The organism is Mycobacterium sp. NGS18 (genome assembly GCF_059813185.1).
The window spans coordinates 52,332-70,888 of record NZ_JCALEC010000015.1; the positions used below are offsets into that span (position 1 = coordinate 52,332).

The 18,557-nt window shown below is 69.5% G+C and carries 17 protein-coding genes; 13 read left to right on the plus strand and 4 right to left on the minus strand.

Annotated features, from left to right (window positions below; all coding sequences use genetic code 11):
* Window positions 1-30: 30 nt before the first annotated feature.
* From AC5Y31_RS20325 to AC5Y31_RS20340, 4 genes are all read left to right on the plus strand, one after another.
* Window positions 31-1,038 carry a VWA domain-containing protein gene (locus AC5Y31_RS20325; RefSeq protein WP_499982532.1) on the plus strand — a complete coding sequence of 336 codons (1,008 nt, stop codon included), beginning with the start codon at window positions 31-33 and terminating at the stop codon, window positions 1,036-1,038.
* Between the two features lie 90 nt (window positions 1,039-1,128).
* Window positions 1,129-1,878: a 3-oxoacyl-ACP reductase FabG1 gene (fabG1, locus tag AC5Y31_RS20330; RefSeq protein WP_499982534.1), complete on the plus strand. Its 750-nt coding sequence runs from the start codon at window positions 1,129-1,131 to the stop codon at window positions 1,876-1,878.
* A 16-nt stretch (window positions 1,879-1,894) separates the two neighbouring features.
* A complete protein-coding gene (gene inhA, locus AC5Y31_RS20335; protein WP_499982536.1) occupies window positions 1,895-2,704 on the plus strand; it encodes an NADH-dependent enoyl-ACP reductase InhA in 810 nt (269 codons plus the stop codon).
* Entirely contained in the window at window positions 2,705-3,730 is a 1,026-nt protein-coding gene (locus AC5Y31_RS20340) for a ferrochelatase (RefSeq protein WP_499982538.1), read from the plus strand. It begins immediately after the preceding gene.
* Here AC5Y31_RS20340 and AC5Y31_RS20345 read toward each other — a convergent pair.
* Window positions 3,727-4,560, minus strand: coding sequence for an Rv1486c family protein (locus AC5Y31_RS20345; protein ID WP_499982540.1), 834 nt, complete (start codon window positions 4,558-4,560; stop codon window positions 3,727-3,729). The genes AC5Y31_RS20340 and AC5Y31_RS20345 overlap by 4 nt on opposite strands.
* A gap of 79 nt (window positions 4,561-4,639) precedes the next feature.
* Here AC5Y31_RS20345 and AC5Y31_RS20350 point away from each other — a divergent pair, with 79 nt between their 5' ends.
* From AC5Y31_RS20350 to AC5Y31_RS20360, 3 genes are read left to right on the plus strand one after another with little or no spacing between them, the layout of a single operon-like run.
* Window positions 4,640-5,074 (plus strand): NfeD family protein, encoded by a 435-nt coding sequence (locus tag AC5Y31_RS20350; RefSeq protein ID WP_301635424.1) that lies wholly within the window; start codon window positions 4,640-4,642, stop codon window positions 5,072-5,074.
* A gap of 15 nt (window positions 5,075-5,089) precedes the next feature.
* A complete protein-coding gene (locus AC5Y31_RS20355; protein WP_065022698.1) occupies window positions 5,090-6,238 on the plus strand; it encodes an SPFH domain-containing protein in 1,149 nt (382 codons plus the stop codon).
* Entirely contained in the window at window positions 6,235-6,624 is a 390-nt protein-coding gene (locus tag AC5Y31_RS20360) for a DoxX family protein (RefSeq protein WP_499982543.1), read from the plus strand. Before AC5Y31_RS20355 ends, AC5Y31_RS20360 begins: the two co-directional genes overlap by 4 nt.
* On the opposite strand, the gene AC5Y31_RS20365 is transcribed toward AC5Y31_RS20360, so the two are convergent.
* The 3 genes from AC5Y31_RS20365 to AC5Y31_RS20375 all read right to left on the minus strand — a co-directional run bounded on the left by AC5Y31_RS20365 (window position 6,621) and on the right by AC5Y31_RS20375 (window position 8,654).
* Window positions 6,621-7,301, minus strand: a complete 681-nt coding sequence (locus AC5Y31_RS20365) for an aquaporin (RefSeq protein ID WP_499982545.1) — start codon at window positions 7,299-7,301, stop codon at window positions 6,621-6,623. The two genes, AC5Y31_RS20360 and AC5Y31_RS20365, sit on opposite strands and share 4 nt — an antisense overlap.
* 124 nt (window positions 7,302-7,425) lie before the next feature.
* A complete protein-coding gene (locus tag AC5Y31_RS20370; protein WP_499982546.1) occupies window positions 7,426-7,896 on the minus strand; it encodes a nitroreductase family deazaflavin-dependent oxidoreductase in 471 nt (156 codons plus the stop codon).
* 2 nt (window positions 7,897-7,898) lie between these two features.
* Complete coding sequence (locus AC5Y31_RS20375) at window positions 7,899-8,654, minus strand: TVP38/TMEM64 family protein (protein WP_499982547.1); 756 nt, start codon at window positions 8,652-8,654, stop codon at window positions 7,899-7,901.
* Window positions 8,655-8,819: 165 nt separating this feature from the next.
* Here AC5Y31_RS20375 and mutA point away from each other — a divergent pair, with 165 nt between their 5' ends.
* The 6 genes from mutA (at window position 8,820) to AC5Y31_RS20405 (ending at window position 18,472) form a co-directional block, all read left to right on the plus strand.
* Window positions 8,820-10,733, plus strand: a complete 1,914-nt coding sequence (gene mutA / locus AC5Y31_RS20380) for a methylmalonyl-CoA mutase small subunit (RefSeq protein ID WP_499982549.1) — start codon at window positions 8,820-8,822, stop codon at window positions 10,731-10,733.
* A 5-nt stretch (window positions 10,734-10,738) separates the two neighbouring features.
* Window positions 10,739-13,027 carry a methylmalonyl-CoA mutase gene (gene scpA, locus AC5Y31_RS20385; protein ID WP_499982551.1) on the plus strand — a complete coding sequence of 763 codons (2,289 nt, stop codon included), beginning with the start codon at window positions 10,739-10,741 and terminating at the stop codon, window positions 13,025-13,027.
* A complete protein-coding gene (gene meaB, locus AC5Y31_RS20390; protein WP_499982554.1) occupies window positions 13,028-14,026 on the plus strand; it encodes a methylmalonyl Co-A mutase-associated GTPase MeaB in 999 nt (332 codons plus the stop codon).
* Between the two features lie 59 nt (window positions 14,027-14,085).
* Entirely contained in the window at window positions 14,086-15,351 is a 1,266-nt protein-coding gene (gene lipL, locus AC5Y31_RS20395) for an esterase/beta-lactamase LipL (protein ID WP_499982556.1), read from the plus strand.
* A 79-nt stretch (window positions 15,352-15,430) separates the two neighbouring features.
* The gene (locus tag AC5Y31_RS20400) at window positions 15,431-16,141 is read left to right on the plus strand and encodes a thioesterase II family protein (RefSeq protein ID WP_065022690.1); all 711 of its coding nucleotides are present in this window, start codon (window positions 15,431-15,433) and stop codon (window positions 16,139-16,141) included.
* Between the two features lie 573 nt (window positions 16,142-16,714).
* Window positions 16,715-18,472 (plus strand): AMP-binding protein, encoded by a 1,758-nt coding sequence (locus AC5Y31_RS20405; protein ID WP_301635438.1) that lies wholly within the window; start codon window positions 16,715-16,717, stop codon window positions 18,470-18,472.
* Window positions 18,473-18,557 lie beyond the last annotated feature (85 nt).

The window sequence follows — 18,557 nt, forward strand, 5'->3', positions numbered from 1 at the left end:
ACTGCTCGCCGGCCAAAAGACAGGTCTGCTATGACATTGCCGCTGCTCGGGCCGATGACGCTGTCCGGCTTCGCTCACCCGTGGTTCTTCCTGTTCCTGTTCGTTGTCCTGGGCCTGGTCGCGCTGTACATCCTCATGCAGGTGGCGCGGCAGCGGCGCATCCTGCGGTTCGCCAACATGGAGCTGCTGGAGAGTGTGGCGCCCAAGGCGCCGACCCGCTGGCGGCACCTGTCGGCAGCCCTGCTGGTGGCCTCGCTGATGCTGTTCACCGTCGCGATGGCCGGCCCCACCCACGACGTGCGGATCCCGCGCAACCGTGCGGTGGTGATGCTGGTGATCGACGTGTCCCAGTCGATGCGGGCCACCGATGTCGAACCGACCCGGCTGGCCGCGGCGCAGGAGGCCGGCAAGCAATTCGCCGACGAGCTGACCGCGGGCATCAACCTCGGTCTGATCGCCTACGCCGGCACCGCGACCGTGCTCACCTCGCCGACCACCAACCGCGAGGCCACCAAGGCCGCGATCGACAAGCTGCAACTGGCCGACCGGACCGCCACCGGGGAGGGCATCTTCACCGCGCTGCAGGCGATCGCCACCGTGGGTGCGGTCATCGGCGGCGGTGACACGCCCCCGCCGGCCCGCATCGTGCTGCTCTCGGACGGCAAGGAGACCGTCCCGTCTAACCCGGACAATCCCAAGGGGGCGTTCACCGCGGCGCGCACCGCTAAGGACCAGGGGGTGCCGGTCTCGACGATCTCGTTCGGCACGGCCTACGGCTACGTCGAGATCAACGAGCAACGCCAACCGGTGCCGGTCGACGATGACTCGCTGAAGAAGATCGCCGACCTGTCCGGCGGCAGCGCTTACACCGCCTCGAGCCTGGCCCAGCTCAAAGAGGTCTACTCGACCTTGCAGGACCAGATCGGCTACGAGACGATCCGCGGCGACGCGTCCACCGGCTGGCTGCGCCTCGGCTCGCTCATCCTCGCGCTGGCTGGGCTGGCGGCGCTGCTGCTGAACCGGCGGCTGCCCGCTTAGCCCCAGCCCCGATTGACTCTGCGGTTACCACGCCAAAGTACGAGTGGGCCCTTTGGTGAGCGCAGAGTCAACCGCGAGCACTGATAAGTTATGCCGGTGACAGACAGCCAAACACCCGCCGCCAAGCCCGCCTTCGTATCCCGTTCGGTCCTGGTCACCGGCGGAAACCGCGGCATCGGATTGGCGATCGCGCAGCGGCTGGCTGCAGATGGCCACAAGGTGGCGGTGACCCACCGCGGCTCCGGGGCCCCCGAGGGCCTGTTCGGGGTGGTCTGCGATGTCACCGACAACGACGCCGTCGACCGCGCCTTCAAAGAGGTCGAAGAGCACCAGGGACCCGTCGAGGTGCTGGTGGCCAACGCCGGCATCTCCAAGGACGCGTTTTTGATGCGGATGACCGAGGAGCGCTTCGAAGAGGTCATCAACGCCAACCTCACCGGCGCCTTCCGGGTGACCCAGCGCGCGTCACGCAGCATGCAGCGCAAGCGCTTCGGCCGGATCATCTACATCGGATCGGTCTCGGGCATGTGGGGCATCGGCAACCAGGCCAACTACGCGGCGGCCAAGGCGGGTCTGATCGGCATGGCCCGCTCGATCTCGCGCGAGTTGTCCAAGGCCGGCGTCACCGCCAACGTCGTCGCACCCGGCTACATCGACACCGAGATGACCCGCGCCCTCGACGAGCGGATCCAAGAAGGCGCGCTGGAGTTCATCCCGGCCAAGCGGGTCGGCACCGCCGAGGAGGTCGCCGGGGCGGTCAGCTTCCTGGCCTCCGAGGACGCCGGGTACATCGCCGGTGCGGTCATCCCGGTCGACGGCGGCATGGGCATGGGCCACTAGGAGATTAAGGACTGATATGGCAGGCATTCTCGAGGGCAAGCGGATCCTGGTCACGGGGATCATCACCGACTCCTCCATCGCGTTTCACATCGCCAAGGTGGCGCAGGAGGCCGGCGCCCAGCTGGTCTGCACCGGCTTCGATCGGCTGCGGCTGATCCAGCGCATCATCGACCGGCTCCCCGAGCCCGCGCCGCTGCTCGAGCTCGACGTGCAGAACACCGAGCACCTCGACACCCTGGCCGACCGGATCACCGAGGTGATCGGGGAGGGCAACAAGCTCGACGGCGTGGTGCACTCGATCGGGTTCATGCCGCAGACCGGAATGGGCGTCAACCCGTTCTTCGACGCTCCCTACGAGGACGTCGCCAAGGGCATCCACATCTCCGCCTACTCCTACGCCTCGCTGGCCAAGGCGACCCTGCCGATCATCAACCGGGGCGGGTCGATCGTGGGCATGGACTTCGACCCGACCCGGGCGATGCCGGCCTACAACTGGATGACGGTGGCCAAGAGCGCGCTGGAGTCGGTGAACCGCTTCGTCGCCCGCGAAGCCGGCCCGCACGGCGTGCGGTCGAATCTCGTTGCGGCCGGGCCGATCCGGACCCTGGCGATGAGCGCGATCGTCGGCGGCGCGCTCGGCGAGGGCGCCGGTGAGCAGATCCGGCTGCTCGAGGAGGGCTGGGACCAGCGCGCTCCGGTCGGCTGGGACATGAAGGACCCGGCCCCGGTGGCCAAGACCGTCTGCGCACTGCTGTCGGATTGGCTGCCCGCCACCACCGGCACGGTCGTCTACGCCGACGGCGGCGCCCACACCCAGTTGCTCTAGATGCAGCCAGACGCCGTCCTGCTGCTGTCCTTCGGCGGGCCCGAAGGGCCCGAGCAAGTGCGGCCGTTCCTGGAGAACGTCACCCGGGGCCGCGGCGTGCCACCTGAGCGGCTCGACGCCGTCGCGCAGCACTACCTGCATTTCGGCGGGGTGTCGCCGATCAACGCGATCAACCGCGCGCTGGCGCAGGCGTTGCAGGCCGAATTGCCCGGGCTGCCGGTGTATTTCGGCAACCGAAACTGGGAGCCCTACGTCGAGGACGTGGTCGCCCGGATGGCCGACGACGGGATCCGCCGCGCCGCGGTCTTCGCGACCTCGGCCTGGGGCGGGTACTCCGGCTGCGATCAGTACGCCGAGGACATCGCCCGGGCGCGCCGCGCGGTAGGGGAGCGGGCCCCCGAATTGGTGAAGCTGCGCCAGTATTTCGACCATCCGCTGTTCGTGGCGATGTTCGCCGAGGCGATCGCCGCGGCCGCCGACACCCTGCCCGCCGAACCACGCGCTACCGCCCGGCTGGTGTTCACCGCCCACTCGATCCCGGTGGCCGCCGACGAACGCTACGGCCCGCGGCTCTACAGCCGTCAGGTCGCCCACGCCACGGCCCTGGTCGCGGCCGCGGCCGGCTACTCCGACTACGACCAGGTGTGGCAGTCGCGCTCCGGGCCGCCGCAGGTGCCCTGGCTGGAGCCCGACGTCGAAGACCACCTGGCCGCGCTGGCCGAGGCGGGGGTGCGCGCGGTGATCGTGTGCCCGATCGGATTTCTCAGCGACAACATCGAGGTGCTCTGGGACCTCGACCACGAAGTGCGGTCGCAGGCCCAAGCCGCCGGAATCGCCTACGCGCGCGCCAGCACCCCGAATGCGGACCGCCGCTTGGCAAGCCTGGCGCGTGGACTCATCGAGGAACTGCGCGACGGCGGCGAACTCACCCGGGCGCCCGGCCCCGAACTGGGTTGCGGCTTCGGTGTCGACGGTGCGCGGTGCGGGTCCTCGCACTGCCTCGCGGACGTGGCGGACAGGCGCTAATTCGCCCAGGCCGAGTGCAGGATTGCGGTCACCGCGGCGCTGCGCGAGGAACGCACCACCGCCGCCAGCGGCCGCACCGCATCCACGGCGCTGTCCAACGCGGCCGAGGAATGCGCGCTGGCGGTCAGCAGATCGGCGCTGACCGCGACGATCGCCTCGACGTGCGCCGCACTGTGCAGCACCCGCACCGCGCGGGTCGGCGCATGGTCCGGAATGCGATGCCGGAGTACGGCTTCCATCATCTGCTCGACCCGCAATCGCGGATCCTCGACACCGTAGTCGGCCCACCGCGAAGCGGCGGAGCCCAGCGCCTCGGCGGCCGTCCGGACCGCCGAGCGCAACGCGTACTCGGCGTCGCCCAGATCGTGTTGCTCGGCCACCGGCACGCTGGTCAGCGGAAAAGCCGTCCAGCACAATTCGGCGACGTCGGGGGAGTCGGCGTCCTCCAGATACGCCGGCACCAAGCCGACCGGGGCTGCCCCGTCAGCCGAACCGATCAGCACGCCTTCCCCGGCCAGGATCGCTTCTTGGGCGAACGCGGTTCCGGCCGGCAGCCCGCGCACGTCGCCGGGCACCGGAAACACCGGATGGATACCGGAACCGGCGCCGGGCGCCGCCGCGCCGCGCACTACCTGCAGCAGCGACGCCGCGCCGCCTTCGGGTGGCCCCGACCAGTGCAGGCCGGCCTCACCGATGCTGATCGCGTCATAGGCGGCCACCGATTGCACTGGCGCCCAAGCCGATAGTGCGTCCAACAGGTCGTCGGGCGCGGCCCGGCCGGCAAGCCAGGCGTTGGCCCACACCGACAGAGAGACACTCGGGCACCACATGATGCAAGGCAGTGTAGTTGTCCGCGCCACCCGTCCCGGTCCGCACGGGTCCGGGTGATTCTCGGGCTATCCTGGCCGCATGTCGGCTGCGCTGGTCTGGTTGGTCTTCGCGCTCGGGCTCGCCGGTGCCGAGGCGCTCACCGGCGACATGTTCTTGCTGATGCTGTCCGGCGGCGCGCTGTCGGCGGCCGGGGCCAGCTGGCTGACGGACTGGCCGCTGTGGACCGACGGCGCGGTGTTTTTGGTGGTCTCGGTACTGCTGCTGGTGCTGGTGCGCCCGGCCCTGCGGCGGCGGTTGTGGGCCGGGACGGGCAGTGAGACCGGGGTGCGGGCGCTGCAGGGCAAGACCGCGCTGGTGCTCGACCGCGTCGAACAACACGGCGGCCAGGTGAAGCTCGACGGTGAAGTGTGGACGGCGCGCCCGCTGGCCGACGGTGACGTCTTCGAGCCCGGCGAGCAGGTCACCGTGATGCATATCGACGGGGCCACCGCGGTGGTCGGCAAGGTCCTGTAGAGAAAAGGAGTGCTCATGGAAGGCGCTACGACCGGCCTGGTGTTGCTGGCAGTACTGGTGATCTTCGCGGCGATCGTGGTCGCCAAATCGGTGGCGCTGATTCCGCAGGCCGAGGCGGCGGTGATCGAACGCCTGGGCCGCTACAGCCGCACGGTCAGCGGCCAGTTGACCCTGCTGGTGCCGTTCATCGACCGGGTGCGCGCCCGCATCGACCTGCGTGAGCGGGTGGTGTCGTTCCCGCCGCAGCCGGTGATCACCGAGGACAACCTGACGCTGAACATCGACACCGTCGTCTACTTCCAGGTCACCAACCCCAAGGCCGCGGTGTATGAGATCAGCAACTACATCGTCGGCGTCGAGCAGCTGACCACCACCACCCTGCGCAACGTGGTGGGCGGGATGACGCTGGAGCAGACCCTGACCTCCCGCGAGGTGATCAACAGCCAGCTGCGCGGCGTGCTCGACGAGGCGACCGGCCGCTGGGGCCTGCGGGTGGCCCGGGTGGAGCTGCGCAGCATCGATCCGCCGCCGTCGATCCAGGCCTCGATGGAGAAGCAGATGAAAGCGGACCGAGAGAAGCGGGCGATGATCCTGACCGCCGAGGGGCAGCGGGAGGCCGCGATCAAGCAGGCCGAAGGCCAGAAGCAATCCGAGATCCTCACCGCCGAGGGCGCCAAGCAGGCCGCGATCCTGGCCGCCGAGGCCGACCGGCAGTCCCGGATGCTGCGGGCCCAGGGCGAGCGGGCCGCCGCCTACCTGCAGGCCCAGGGGCAGGCCAAGGCGATCGAGAAGACCTTCGCGGCGATCAAGGCCGCCCGGCCCACCCCGGAGCTGCTGGCCTACCAGTACCTGCAGGTGCTGCCGGAGATGGCCCGCGGCGAGGCCAACAAGGTGTGGGTGGTGCCCAGCGATTTCAACACCGCCCTGCAGGGCTTCACCAAGCTGCTCGGTGCCCCCGGCGAGGACGGGGTCTTCCGCTACCAGCCGTCACCCGTCGATGAGCACGCGACCCAGCCGGAGGACGACAGCGACGAGGTCGCCGACTGGTTCACCACCCAGACCGACCCGGCGATCGCCCAGGCGGTCGCCAAGGCCGAGGCCGATGCGCGCAAGCCCGTCGAGGGCGCGATTCTGCCGCCGCAGCTCGATCCCGGCATGGCGTGAGCGTTCTGACCGCTCGGGCGACCTACGCCGCACTGGCGGCATTCCTGGCCGGTGACGCGGTGGCTTCGGCGATTCCGGTGTCCTACGTCGCGGCGAACATGGATGCCATGCGGATCCCGCCCGAGGTCCGTTGGGCGGTCCCGGTGGCCAAAGCCGCCACCGCGCTGGGTCTGGCTTCGGTGTTCCGCTTCCCGGGTGTCGCCCGGGCCACCACCGCGGCGTTGACGCTGTATTTCGCCGGGGCGCTCGGCATCCACCTGCGGGTCCGCAACCGCGCGGCGAACATCGTCCCGGCGGTGCTGCTGCTGGCGGTGTTCGCGGTGATGACGGTGCAGGGCCCGCACGCCGCCGGCGGCGGGGCACGGGCCCTGGGGACGGCGGCTTAGCCCTTACGGGCGGCGGCGGTGTGCTCGTCGAGGCTGGTCGCCTTGTAGGCGTAGGCGGCCACAACTGCGCCGAGGACCTGGGCGACCAGGTAGACCCAGAGGAATTTCCAGGCGAAGATCCCCGACAGCATCAGGCCGAAGGTGATGGCCGGGTTGAACGCGGCGCCGGAGATGCCACCGACCGCCACCACGCCGACGGTCACGATGAACCCGATCGCCAATCCATAGAAGCTGTTGCCGGCGCTGTCTTTGCTGGTTGCGGTGTGCAGCACGATGTAGCAGAGCGCGAAGGTGAATATCAGCTCGGCGAGCAATGCCGGCCAGATCGTGCCGGACAGATCAAGAGTTCCGGTCGAGTACTTGTCGTGCCACAACCCGAATCCCACGCCGAATGCGGCGAGGGCACCGACCAACTGAGCCACGATGTAGGGCCCCAGATCACCCAGCGGCAGCGCGCCCCGCAAATAGGCGGCGATCGAGACCGCCGGGTTGAGGTGGCCACCGGAGATGTGCCCGCTGGCATAGACCATCACCATCAGCACCGAGCCGATACCCAGGGCGACCGCGGCGGGGCATTCCGTCCCGGATAGCAGGATGCCGATCACCGCGAACATGAAAACAAACGTGCCGATCATTTCGGTCAGATATTTGCGCACGGCGGCGTTTTGATCAGCCATTGATCCGGTCCCTTCACACGGCAGTAGGAAAAGACTGTAACGGCCTACCGGTGGGTCTCCCGATATTGCGGACCGCCTTACACCGAATTGTTGCCGGATTGAGCAATCCTTTGTGTTGCGGCGGTTAGCCCTGCAGCCGCAGCTCGACCATCGGCAGCGCGGTGTCGCTGGCGGTCACCGGCTCACCCAGGGTCTGCTCGAGCACCGCGCTGAACTGTTCCCAGGTGCGGGGATGGCGCGCGATGTAGTCACCCAGCACGCGGTCCGCCTCCCGCTGATCGAGCACCCGAGCGGTGGCCGGTGCCGGGCGCCGGCTGCCGGCGTAGACCCGAACCCGCGGATTGGCGGTGATATTGCGGAACCATTGGGCGCGGTCGCCGAAACCCGACGCCACGATGTAGCGGTCGGCGCCGGGCTGATCGATCACTTCCAGAACGACCCGGCGAACGGCGCCGCTCTTGCGTCCGAGGTGTTCGAGCATCAGCAGCCGTCCACCGAGCAGGCCGCCCAGGCGTGCCCGATACAGCCAGATCGGGGCCCGCACCAGCCACCGTGACCGCAACAGGCGGCTGGCGGTGTCGGCGAGGGTGGGCATGCTCAGCAGGTTACCGCCGGTGCGGCGGGTGCCGCGGCTTCAGTTGCGGCCGGATGCTGACGGTGCCGGCGCACCTCATAGACCAGCAGTGCGACCCCGACGGCGGCGGTGCACGCCGACACGGCGAACAGCAGCGGGCTCACCTCGCCGGTCAGGGCGTCGCCCAGCACCACGACCGCGGCGGTGCCCGGCAGCAACCCGATCAGGGTGGCCACCGCGTAGGGCGCCAGCCGCACGGCCGACGCGCCGGCGGCGTAGTTGATCACCGAGAACGGGATGGCCGGAATCAGCCGCAGCGACACCACCGCCGGCCAACCGCGCTGACGCAGCTGGGCGTCCAGCGCATGCATCCGCGGATGGCGCACCACCCGGCTCAGCTGCCAGCCGAACACCCGCATCAGGACCAGCACGGCTACCGCGCTGAGCGCGCTGGCCGCCACCGCCAGCACGACGCCCAGCCACGGGCCGAACAGCAGCCCGGCGGCCAGGGTGAACGCGGTCCGCGGGAACGGGAACACCGTGACCACGGTGTGCGCCGCCAGAAACGCCAGCGGAAACCAGGGGCCGAGGGTCTGCGCCCAGTCGCGCAATTGCACGGCGGTGGGTACCGGAACCAGCAGCGCCACCGCGACCAGGGTCACGATCACCGCGGTGGTCAACGCCAACCGCCGCAGCGCCACCTGCCGCGCGGTGCCCAGCACCACCGACCATGCCCCACGCAGCAGCGCGTGGGGGGGTCGGGTCGCGGCAGGAGTCACGGGGCTCAAGGCTACGGGCCGAGGGTTAACACAACGTGTCACTTAGCGGGCGTTTCGCCGCTCGGCGCACCTCGGCCGCACCCCCCGACAGCCATCATTTAGCCTGGTTAACACGTGTCGGGTAGCGATCCATCCGCTACCCATGAGTAACAACAGGAGCCGCCGGTGTCCATCGACGTGTCCGCCGAACCCGCCGGGATGGAGCAGGCCCGCGCCCGCTGGCGTGCCGCGGTGGCCGGGGTGCTGGCCAAGAGCTCGCGCCGCGAGCCCGCCGACATCGACTCCGAGACCGGCGGTGAGCCCGAGCGGCTGTTGGACACCCCGGTGCAGGGACCGGACGGTTTCGCGATCCGGGCGCTCTACACCGCCTTCGACGCGCTGCCCGAACACCCGCTGCCGGGCCGCTGGCCCTACGTGCGTGGCGCCGACGCCCTGCGTGACGTCAACACCGGCTGGAAGGTCGCCGAGGTCTTCCCGGCCAACGGGCTGGTATCGGGTTCCGACACCAACGGCGCCGTCCTGGGTGCGCTGACCGAAGGGGTCAGCGCGCTGGTCGTTCGCGTCGGCGACGTCGGCGTGCCGGCCGGCGAGCTGCGCGGCGTCTTCGACGACGTCTACCTGCAGCTGGTCCCGGTGCTTGTCGACGGGGCCGGTGCCGGCGACTACACCGCCGCGGCCGAGGTGATGCTGGCGCTGGTCGACGGCCTCGACCCGGACAACCGCGCCAACCTGTCGGTGGATCTGGGCGCCGACCCGCTGACCGCACCGCTGGCCGGCCGGCCGGCGCCGGCGATCGACGAGGTGATCGCGGCCGCCTCGCGCGCCGCCGGCCAGCGCGGGGTGCGGGCGATCGCCGTCAACGGCCCGGCCTTGCACAACCTGGGCGCCGGCGCGGCCGAGGAGCTGGCCGGTGCGCTGGCCGCCGGCGTGGCCTACCTGCGGCTGCTCACCGACGCCGGCCTGTCGGTCGCCGATGCGGCCCGCCAGATCAGTTTCCGGCTCGCCGCTGACGACGACCAGTTCATGACGATCGCCAAGATCCGGGCGGCGCGCCGGCTGTGGGCGCGGGTGGCCGAGGTGGCCGGGGCGCCGGAGTCCGGCGGCGCCGTCGTCCACGCCGAGACGTCATTGGCGATGATGACCCAGCGGGACCCGTGGGTGAACATGCTGCGCACCACGCTGGCCGCGTTCGGAGCCGGTGTGGGCGGCGCTGACACCGTGCTGGTGCGCCCCTTCGACGCCGCCATTCCCGGCGGTCAGCCGGGAGCCTCGGCCACGTTCGCCCGGCGCATCGCGCGGAACACCCAGTTGTTGCTGCTGGAGGAGTCGCATCTGGGCCAGGTGCTGGACCCGGCCGGGGGATCGTGGTTCGTCGAAGACCTCACCGAGCAGTTGGCGCAGCAGGCCTGGCGGCTGTTCCAGCAGCTCGAAAACCATGCAGCACTAGGCGGTTTCGAGGCCGCCCGCGACCACATCGCCGAGCGGATCGCTGAGGTCGCCGCTGCCCGCGCCGACGACATCGCACACCGGCGCAGTGCGATCACCGGGGTCAACGAGTACCCGAACCTGGACGAACCCCCGCTGGCTGTGCCGTCCGGGCCGGCCGACGCGTCGGTACCGACCGGATTGCGGCGCTATGCGGCGCAGTTCGAGGCCTTGCGGGACCGTTCCGACGCCCACCTGGCGCGCACTGGTTCCCGGCCGCAGGTGCTGCTGCTGCCGCTGGGACCGATGGCCGAACACAACATCCGGACCACTTTCGCGGCCAACCTGCTGGCCTCCGGCGGCATCGCGGTGACCAACCCCGGCACGGTCGACGCCGAGCAGGTCGCCACGGCGGTGGCCGAGGCCGGCTCAGGGGTGGCAGTGCTGTGCGGCAGCGACGCCCGCTACGGCGCCGAAGCGGCCGCGGTCATCGCAGCGGCTCGTGACGCCGGAATCGACCGGGTCTACCTGGCGGGGCCGGCCAAAGCCTTGGCCGGCAACCCCGACACCGATCCCAAGCCAGACGACTACCTGACCATGAAAATCGATGCGGTGCAGGCGTTGTCGGACTTACTCACCCGATTGGGGGCCTGAGAGCCATGACCACCAGCACCTCACCCGGCACCATCGGAAGTTTCGCCGACGTCGCTTTGCACGGCGATGGCGAACCGGTGGCCGAAGTCTCTGCAAGCGCCGTCGCCGAGCACGTCGCGGCCGCCGCGGCCGCGCACGGCTACACGCCGGACCAATTGGACTGGCACACCCCGGAAGGTATCGAGGTCAAGCCGGTCTACACCGCCGCGGACCGCGCCGCAGCGGTCGCCGACGGCTACCCGCTGGACAGCTTCCCCGGCGAAGCCCCGTTTGTGCGCGGGCCCTACCCGACGATGTATGTCAACCAGCCCTGGACCATCCGCCAGTACGCCGGGTTCTCCACCGCGGCGGACTCCAACGCGTTCTACCGCCGCAACCTCGCGGCCGGGCAGAAGGGGCTGTCGGTCGCATTCGACCTGGCCACCCACCGCGGCTACGACTCCGACCACCCCCGGGTGCAGGGTGATGTCGGAATGGCCGGGGTGGCAATCGATTCCATCCTGGACATGCGGCAGTTGTTCGACGGTATCGACTTGAGCGCGGTCAGTGTCTCGATGACCATGAACGGCGCGGTGCTGCCGATCCTGGCGCTGTACGTGGTGGCCGCCGAGGAACAGGGGGTGCCGCCGGAGAAGCTGGCCGGCACCATCCAGAACGACATCCTCAAAGAGTTCATGGTGCGCAACACCTACATCTATCCGCCGAAGCCGTCGATGCGGATCATCTCCGACATCTTCGGCTACACCAGCACCAAGATGCCCAAGTTCAACTCGATCTCGATCTCCGGCTACCACATCCAAGAAGCCGGTGCCACAGCGGATCTGGAGCTGGCCTACACGCTGGCCGACGGGGTGGACTACATCAAGGCCGGGCTGGACGCCGGCTTGGACATCGACAAGTTCGCGCCCCGGCTGTCGTTCTTCTGGGGCATCGGGATGAACTTCTTCATGGAGGTCGCCAAGCTGCGCGCGGGCCGGCTGCTCTGGAGTGAGCTGGTCGCGCAGTTCAACCCGCGCAACCCCAAATCGCTGTCGCTGCGCACCCATTCGCAGACCTCGGGATGGTCGCTGACCGCCCAGGACGTCTACAACAACGTGGCCCGCACCTGCATCGAGGCGATGGCCGCCACGCAAGGCCACACTCAGTCGCTGCACACCAACGCCCTCGACGAGGCGCTGGCGCTGCCCACCGACTTCTCGGCCCGCATCGCCCGCAACACTCAGCTGCTGCTGCAGCAGGAGTCGGGCACCACCCGGCCGATCGACCCCTGGGGCGGCTCCTACTACGTGGAGTGGCTGACCCATCAGCTGGCGCAGCGCGCCCGTGCGCACATCGCGGAAGTGGCCCAGCACGGCGGGATGGCCCAAGCCATCAGTGACGGCATTCCCAAGCTGCGCATCGAGGAGGCCGCCGCGCGCACCCAGGCCCGAATCGACTCCGGGCGGCAGCCGCTGATCGGCGTCAACAAGTACCAGGTTGCCGAGGACACCGAGATCGAGGTGCTCAAGGTCGAGAACAGCCGGGTACGCGCCGAACAGCTGGCCAAACTGGAGCAGCTGCGCGCCGAGCGCGACGAAAACGCCTGCCAGGCCGCGCTGGCCGAGCTGACCCGGGCCGCCGGTGCCACCGGTACAGCAGGGGAGGACGGGCTGGGCAACAACCTGCTGGCGCTGGCCATCGACGCCGCGCGGGCCAAGGCGACCCTCGGGGAGATCTCCGACGCCCTGGAGAAGGTCTACGGGCGCCACCAGGCCGAGATCCGTACCATCTCTGGCGTCTACCGTGATGAAGTTGGGAAGGGCAGCAACATCTCTAGCGCAACCGCCCTGGTGGAGAAGTTCGCCGAGGCCGACGGCCGCCGCCCCCGCATCCTGATCGCCAAGATGGGTCAGGACGGGCACGACCGCGGTCAGAAGGTGATCGCCACCGCGTTCGCCGACATCGGATTCGACGTCGACGTGGGCGCGCTGTTCTCCACCCCCGACGAGGTGGCGCGCCAGGCCGCCGACAACGACGTGCACGTGGTCGGGGTGTCCTCGCTGGCGGCCGGGCACCTGACGCTGGTGCCGGCACTGCGCGACGCCCTGGCCGAGGCGGGCCGGCCCGACATCATGATCGTGGTCGGCGGGGTCATCCCGCCCGGCGACTTCGACGAACTCCATGCCGCCGGGGCGAACGCGATCTTCCCGCCCGGCACGGTGATCGCCGACGCCGCGGTGGACCTGCTGCACGCGCTGGCGTCCCGGCGAGGCTACGAGCTCGAGCCGGGCGGACCGGTCGCAGACCCGAAATAAATGGCCGCCCACCTAGGTGACACCGTCGCCGAATTGGCGGCGGCGGTGCGCTCCGGTGATCGCTCGGTGCTGCCGCGGGCCATCACCCTGGTCGAGTCCACCCGCGCCGACCACCGCCAACAGGCCCAGGAGTTGCTGCTGGAGCTGTTACCGGCCGCCGGCGGGGCCCGACGAATCGGCATCACCGGCGTTCCCGGCGTCGGCAAGTCGACCACCATCGAGGCGCTCGGCATGCACCTCATCGAGCACGGCCACCGGGTGGCGGTGCTGGCTGTCGACCCGTCGTCGACCCGTACCGGCGGTTCGATCCTGGGCGACAAGACCCGGATGCAGCGGCTGGCCGCCCACCCGGACGCCTACATCCGGCCATCGCCGACCTCGGGCACCCTGGGCGGAGTCGCCCGGGCCACCCGCGAGACGGTGGTGCTGCTGGAGGCCGCCGGCTTCGACGTGATCCTGATCGAAACCGTCGGTGTCGGCCAGTCCGAGGTGACGGTGGCCAACATGGTCGACACCTTCGTCTTCTTGACCCTGGCCCGCACCGGCGATCAGTTGCAGGGCATCAAAAAGGGCGTGCTGGAACTGGCCGACGTCATCGTGGTCAACAAGGCGGATGGCGAGCATCTGGCCGAGGCGCGGGTCGCCGCGCGGGAGCTGTCCGCCGCGGTTCGGCTCATCTATCCGCGTGAAACCTTATGGCGGCCACCGGTTTTGACGATGAGCGCGGTCGAGGGCACCGGGCTGCCGGAGTTCTGGGAGACCGTGGAGCGGCACCGCCAGACGCTGATCGACGCGGGTGAATTCGACACCAGGCGGCGTGCTCAGCAGGTGGACTGGACCCGCCAGCTGGTGGCCGACGCGGTGTTGGAGCGGGCGCTGTCGGATCCGGCCGTGCGCGAGCTTCGCGTCGAGGTCGAACAGCAGGTGCTCAGTGGCGAGCTGACGCCTGCGCTGGCCGCTCAGCAAATTCTGACGGCGATCTTCGCGCAGCCGAGTTGATACCGAACCGGTGCAGTAACACGACTTATCTGCGCCGGTCACACGGTAGATTGCCCACCATGACGCAGCATTTCGACGCTCGCCGGATGATGCTTCCGGCGAACGTGCACGGCGCGGCCGACCCGAACTTCGGCTGCGCCGTGCGCGCCTTCGCCGCGATGTTCCCCGGCCGCCGCTACGGCGGCGGCGCGCTGGCGGTGTACCTGGACGGCCGGCCCGTCGTCGACGTGTGGACCGGATGGTCGGACCGGGCCGGCCGGGTGCCGTGGTCGGCCGACACCGGCGCCATGGTGTTCTCGGCGACCAAGGGCGCGGCGTCGACGGTCATCCACCGGCTGGTCGACCGGGGCCTCATCGACTACGACGCCCCGGTAGCGCAGTATTGGCCGGAGTTCGGCGCCCGCGGCAAAGCCGCGATCACCGTCCGGCAGCTGCTCGACCACCGGGTGGGGCTGACCCACCTGCACGGAGCCAGCCGGGCAGACCTGCTCGACCACGTGACCATGGAAGCGCGGATGGCCGCCGCGGCACCGGGACGCGAGTTCGGAAAGCCCGCCTACCACGCGCTGACCTACGGCTGGCTCATGTCGGGGCTAGCCCGGGCCGTCACCGGCACCGGCATGCGCGATCTGTTCCGCGCCGAACTGGCCGCCCCGTTGAACACCGACGGCCTGCACCTGGGCCGGCCACCCGCCGGCGCGCCGACCGTCGCCGCAGAGATCATCATGCCGCAACGCGACCGTCAGAACCCGGTGGTGAATCTCCTGGCCCCCAAGGCTGCCGCACTGTTGCCCTTCGGCGGGCTCGGCGCGTTCTATTTCCCCGGCGTGATGAACACGGTGCGCGGCGACACCCCCTTCCTGGACACCGAGGCCGCCGCGATCAACGGTGTCGCCACCGCACGCGGATTAGCCCGTCTCTACGGCGCACTGGCCAACGGCGGGCAGATCGACGGAACGCAGTTCCTGTCCCGCCGGTTGGTAAGAGGCCTCACCGGCCGGCACCGTATGGAACTGGACCGCACCATCGGGGTTCCGCTGGCCTTCCACCTGGGGTACCACGCGGTCCCGTTCGGCCCGGTGCTGCCGGGCTTCGGCCACGTCGGGCTGGGCGGCTCGCTGGGCTGGGCCGACCCGGCATCCGGGCTGGCGTTCGGATTCGTCCACAACCGGCTGCTGACCCCGTTCGTGGCGCTTGACCATGCCGGCTTCGTCGGGACGGCCGCGCTGATCCGCCGGGGCGTCGCCGCCGGCCGCCGGCGCGGGTTCCACCCCGTCCCGCTGCTCGGGGCGCCGTTCGCCGAGCGCGACGCCGCCATCGGATAGCAGTCTGCACACCGCAGGCGGAGCAGCACCCCAACACCGGGCTCCGGGCGGGCCCGCCGCTCCCATTAGGGTGTCCCGAGTGACAGACCGTACGCCGAAGCTCTATATCTTCCCGCACGCCGGCGGATCGCCGCAGTACTACGTTCCGTTCTCCAAAGCGTTTGTCACCGATGTCAAACGCATCGGTGTGCAGTACCCGGGCAAAGGTGGCAACCACGACCTCGGCGCGTTCACCAGCATCGAGGACCTCGCCGACCGGGTCTGCGACAAGCTGCCCTCGCCGACCGACGGACCGGCCGCCTTCTTCGGGCACAGCATGGGCGCCCTGCTGGCCTTCGAGGTGGCCCGCCGGTTCGAGGCGGACGGCAAGTCGATCGCTGCGCTGTTCGTGTCCGCGGCGGGCGCGCCCGGGCGAGCGGGATATGACAACATCGGCGACTCCGACCGGAACCTGCTCGAGGCGGTCAGCCAGATGACCGGGGTCAATCCGGAGTTCCTGGAGAACGAGGAGTTCGCGGCGAAGATCCTCCCGACGCTGCGCGGGTTGAAAGCGATCGCCAACTACGACTGTCCACCGGAGGCGCGAGTGTCCTGCCCGATCGTCGCCTTCCACGGTGACGAGGACGGCGTCGCCACCGCCGACAAAGTCACCCCGTGGGCCGAGCGCACCACCGCCGAGTTCAGCGTTCGGACCTTCACCGCTCCCGGTCATCACTTCTACCTCAACGATCATCTGCCCGAGCTCGTCGGCGACATCGAGGAGAAACTGGCGGTTTATTGCCGAGGATGACCCCGGCTGCGACGCCCCTCAGTCTGTGAAATTCCTGTTGGTGCCGGTGTGACCCCTGGTGCTAGGGACGATTCCTGGGCTAATATGCCGGATCTGCTCCGTGCGCCCGGTAGGAGACTCATAAATTCCCGGTCAACAGGGCATACGTGGTAGCCTCCGCAGGAGGAAAACGCCTGGGATGTCGGGGTCCGAGGAGTTTTTGCCCAAGTTCCAAACACCCAGAAGGGGTACCCGTGTCGATGGTCGAATCACCCGCGCCGGCTGCCCCGGCCGCGCGATCTCGGCGCCTGGATGTACCCGCCCCGACATTTGATCCGACATGGCGGGCAAGCGGCCCCGGGCAAGGCTGAAGCACTCAGCTGAAATAGGCCGGGCACCAGCGCCACCGGACCTGACCCCACGTCGGGAGGCATCCCACATGTCACTCATCCAATTGCATATCCCTCCGCTGTGCAGCGAGACCGCGCAGCGAAACCGTCCGGCTGGACCACAGGCGTGACACATCTCGACGGGGACGACGTGCTTCAGCAGTTGAGGTACGCGGACTTGACATCACAAGGAGAAAACATCGCAATGGCGGTCAGTCAATCGCACATCCCGAGCCTGCTGGCGGACCGGGCCCGGGAGAAGCCGGATGCGCCTGCGTACACCTTCATCGACTTCGACGTCGACCCGGCCGGCTACCCCGAGACCGTGACCTGGTCGCAATTGCGCAACCGCGCGCAGGTGGTGGCGGCCGAATTGGCGACCTGCGCCTCGCCGGGCGACCGGGTGGCGCTGCTGGCCCCGCAGAGCATGGAGTACATCGTCGGGTTCTACGGCGCGCTGGAGGCGGGGATGATCGCCGTTCCGCTGCCGGTGCCGATGTTCGGGGCGCACGACGAGCGGGTCACGGCAGCACTGCGCGACTGCACCCCGGCGGCGATCCTGACCACGTCGGCGGCGGTCGGCGACATCGCCAACTCGATTCGTGACCTTGGCGGCAAACCGCCGGTGGTGATCGAGGTCGACGCTTTGGACCTCGACTCGGAGCCGGTGGTGACGGCCACCGCCACGGCGCCCACCAAGACGGCGTTTTTGCAGTACACCTCCGGGTCCACCCGAACCCCCGCCGGCGTCATGGTCGGGCATCAGAACGCGATCGAGAACATGCGGCAGATGATCGCCGACACGTTCGAGGACATCGGTGGGGCGGTGCCGGCCGACACCACCCTGGTGGCGTGGCTGCCCTTCTATCACGACCTCGGCCTGATGTGCGGCATCATCTTCCCGCTGGTCGGCGGCCACCAGGCGGTGATCTTCAGCCCGATGGCCTTCCTGGCCAAGCCGGCCCGCTGGATGCAGCTGGTGGCCAGCTATCCCAACGCCTACACCGGTGGGCCCAACTTCGCCTACGAGTTGGCGGTCCGGCGGACCTCCGACGAGGACATGGCCGGGCTCGACCTGGGACGGGTACACACCTTCGCGTTCGGCGCGGAGCGGGTGCACGCGGCCACGCTGCGGCGTCTCGCCGACCGGTTCGCCAAGTTCAACCTCAACCCGGCGGCGCTGCGGCCCGGTTACGGACTGGCCGAGGCCACCGTGTACCTGACGTCGAACACTCCGGGCAGCCCGCCTCCGACCGCGCGTTTCGACTACACCAAGCTGGCGGACGGGTCGGCCGAGCCGAGCGGGCCCGAAGGCGGTGTCGAGCTGGTCAGCTGCGGGGTGCCGCGGGCCTGCACGGTTCGCATCGTGGACCCGGAGACCCAGACGGAGAACCCGGAGGGCAAGGTCGGCGAGATCTGGGCATGTGGCCCCAACATCGCCGCCGGCTACTGGCACAACCAGCCGGCGACCGAGGCGACCTTCAGTGGCAAGCTGGCCGACCCGTCGCCGGGCACGTCGCAGGGGCCGTGGCTCAAGACCGGCGACCTCGGGGTCATCTCCGGCGGCGAGCTCTACATCGTCGGCCGGATCAAGGACCTGCTGATCGTCGACGGGCGTAACCACTACCCGGACGACATCGAGGCCACCGTCCAGGAGATCACCGGCGGGCGTGTCGCCGCGGTCTCCGTCCCCAACAGCCGGTCGGAGCAGCTTGTTACGATCGCCGAGTTCAAGAACAAGGGGGGCTCGGACGAGGAGGTCCTGGACAGGCTGAACGAGGTGAGGCGGAAGGTCACGGCCGCGCTGTCGAAGGCCCACGGGCTGGCCGTCGGTGATCTGGTTCTGGTGCCCCAAGGCGCCATCCCGATCACGACCAGCGGCAAGATCCGCCGTTCCAGCTGCGTGGAGATCTACCAGCGGGACGGGTTCGACCGATTGGATGTTTCCGCTCGGTCCGTGTGAGCGATGACGAGCTGCCGCGCAGCTTTCGGGGAGGTTGAGTTGAGCGAGAAGAATGCCGTGCCGGCCGGGGGGCCGGACCGCCGGG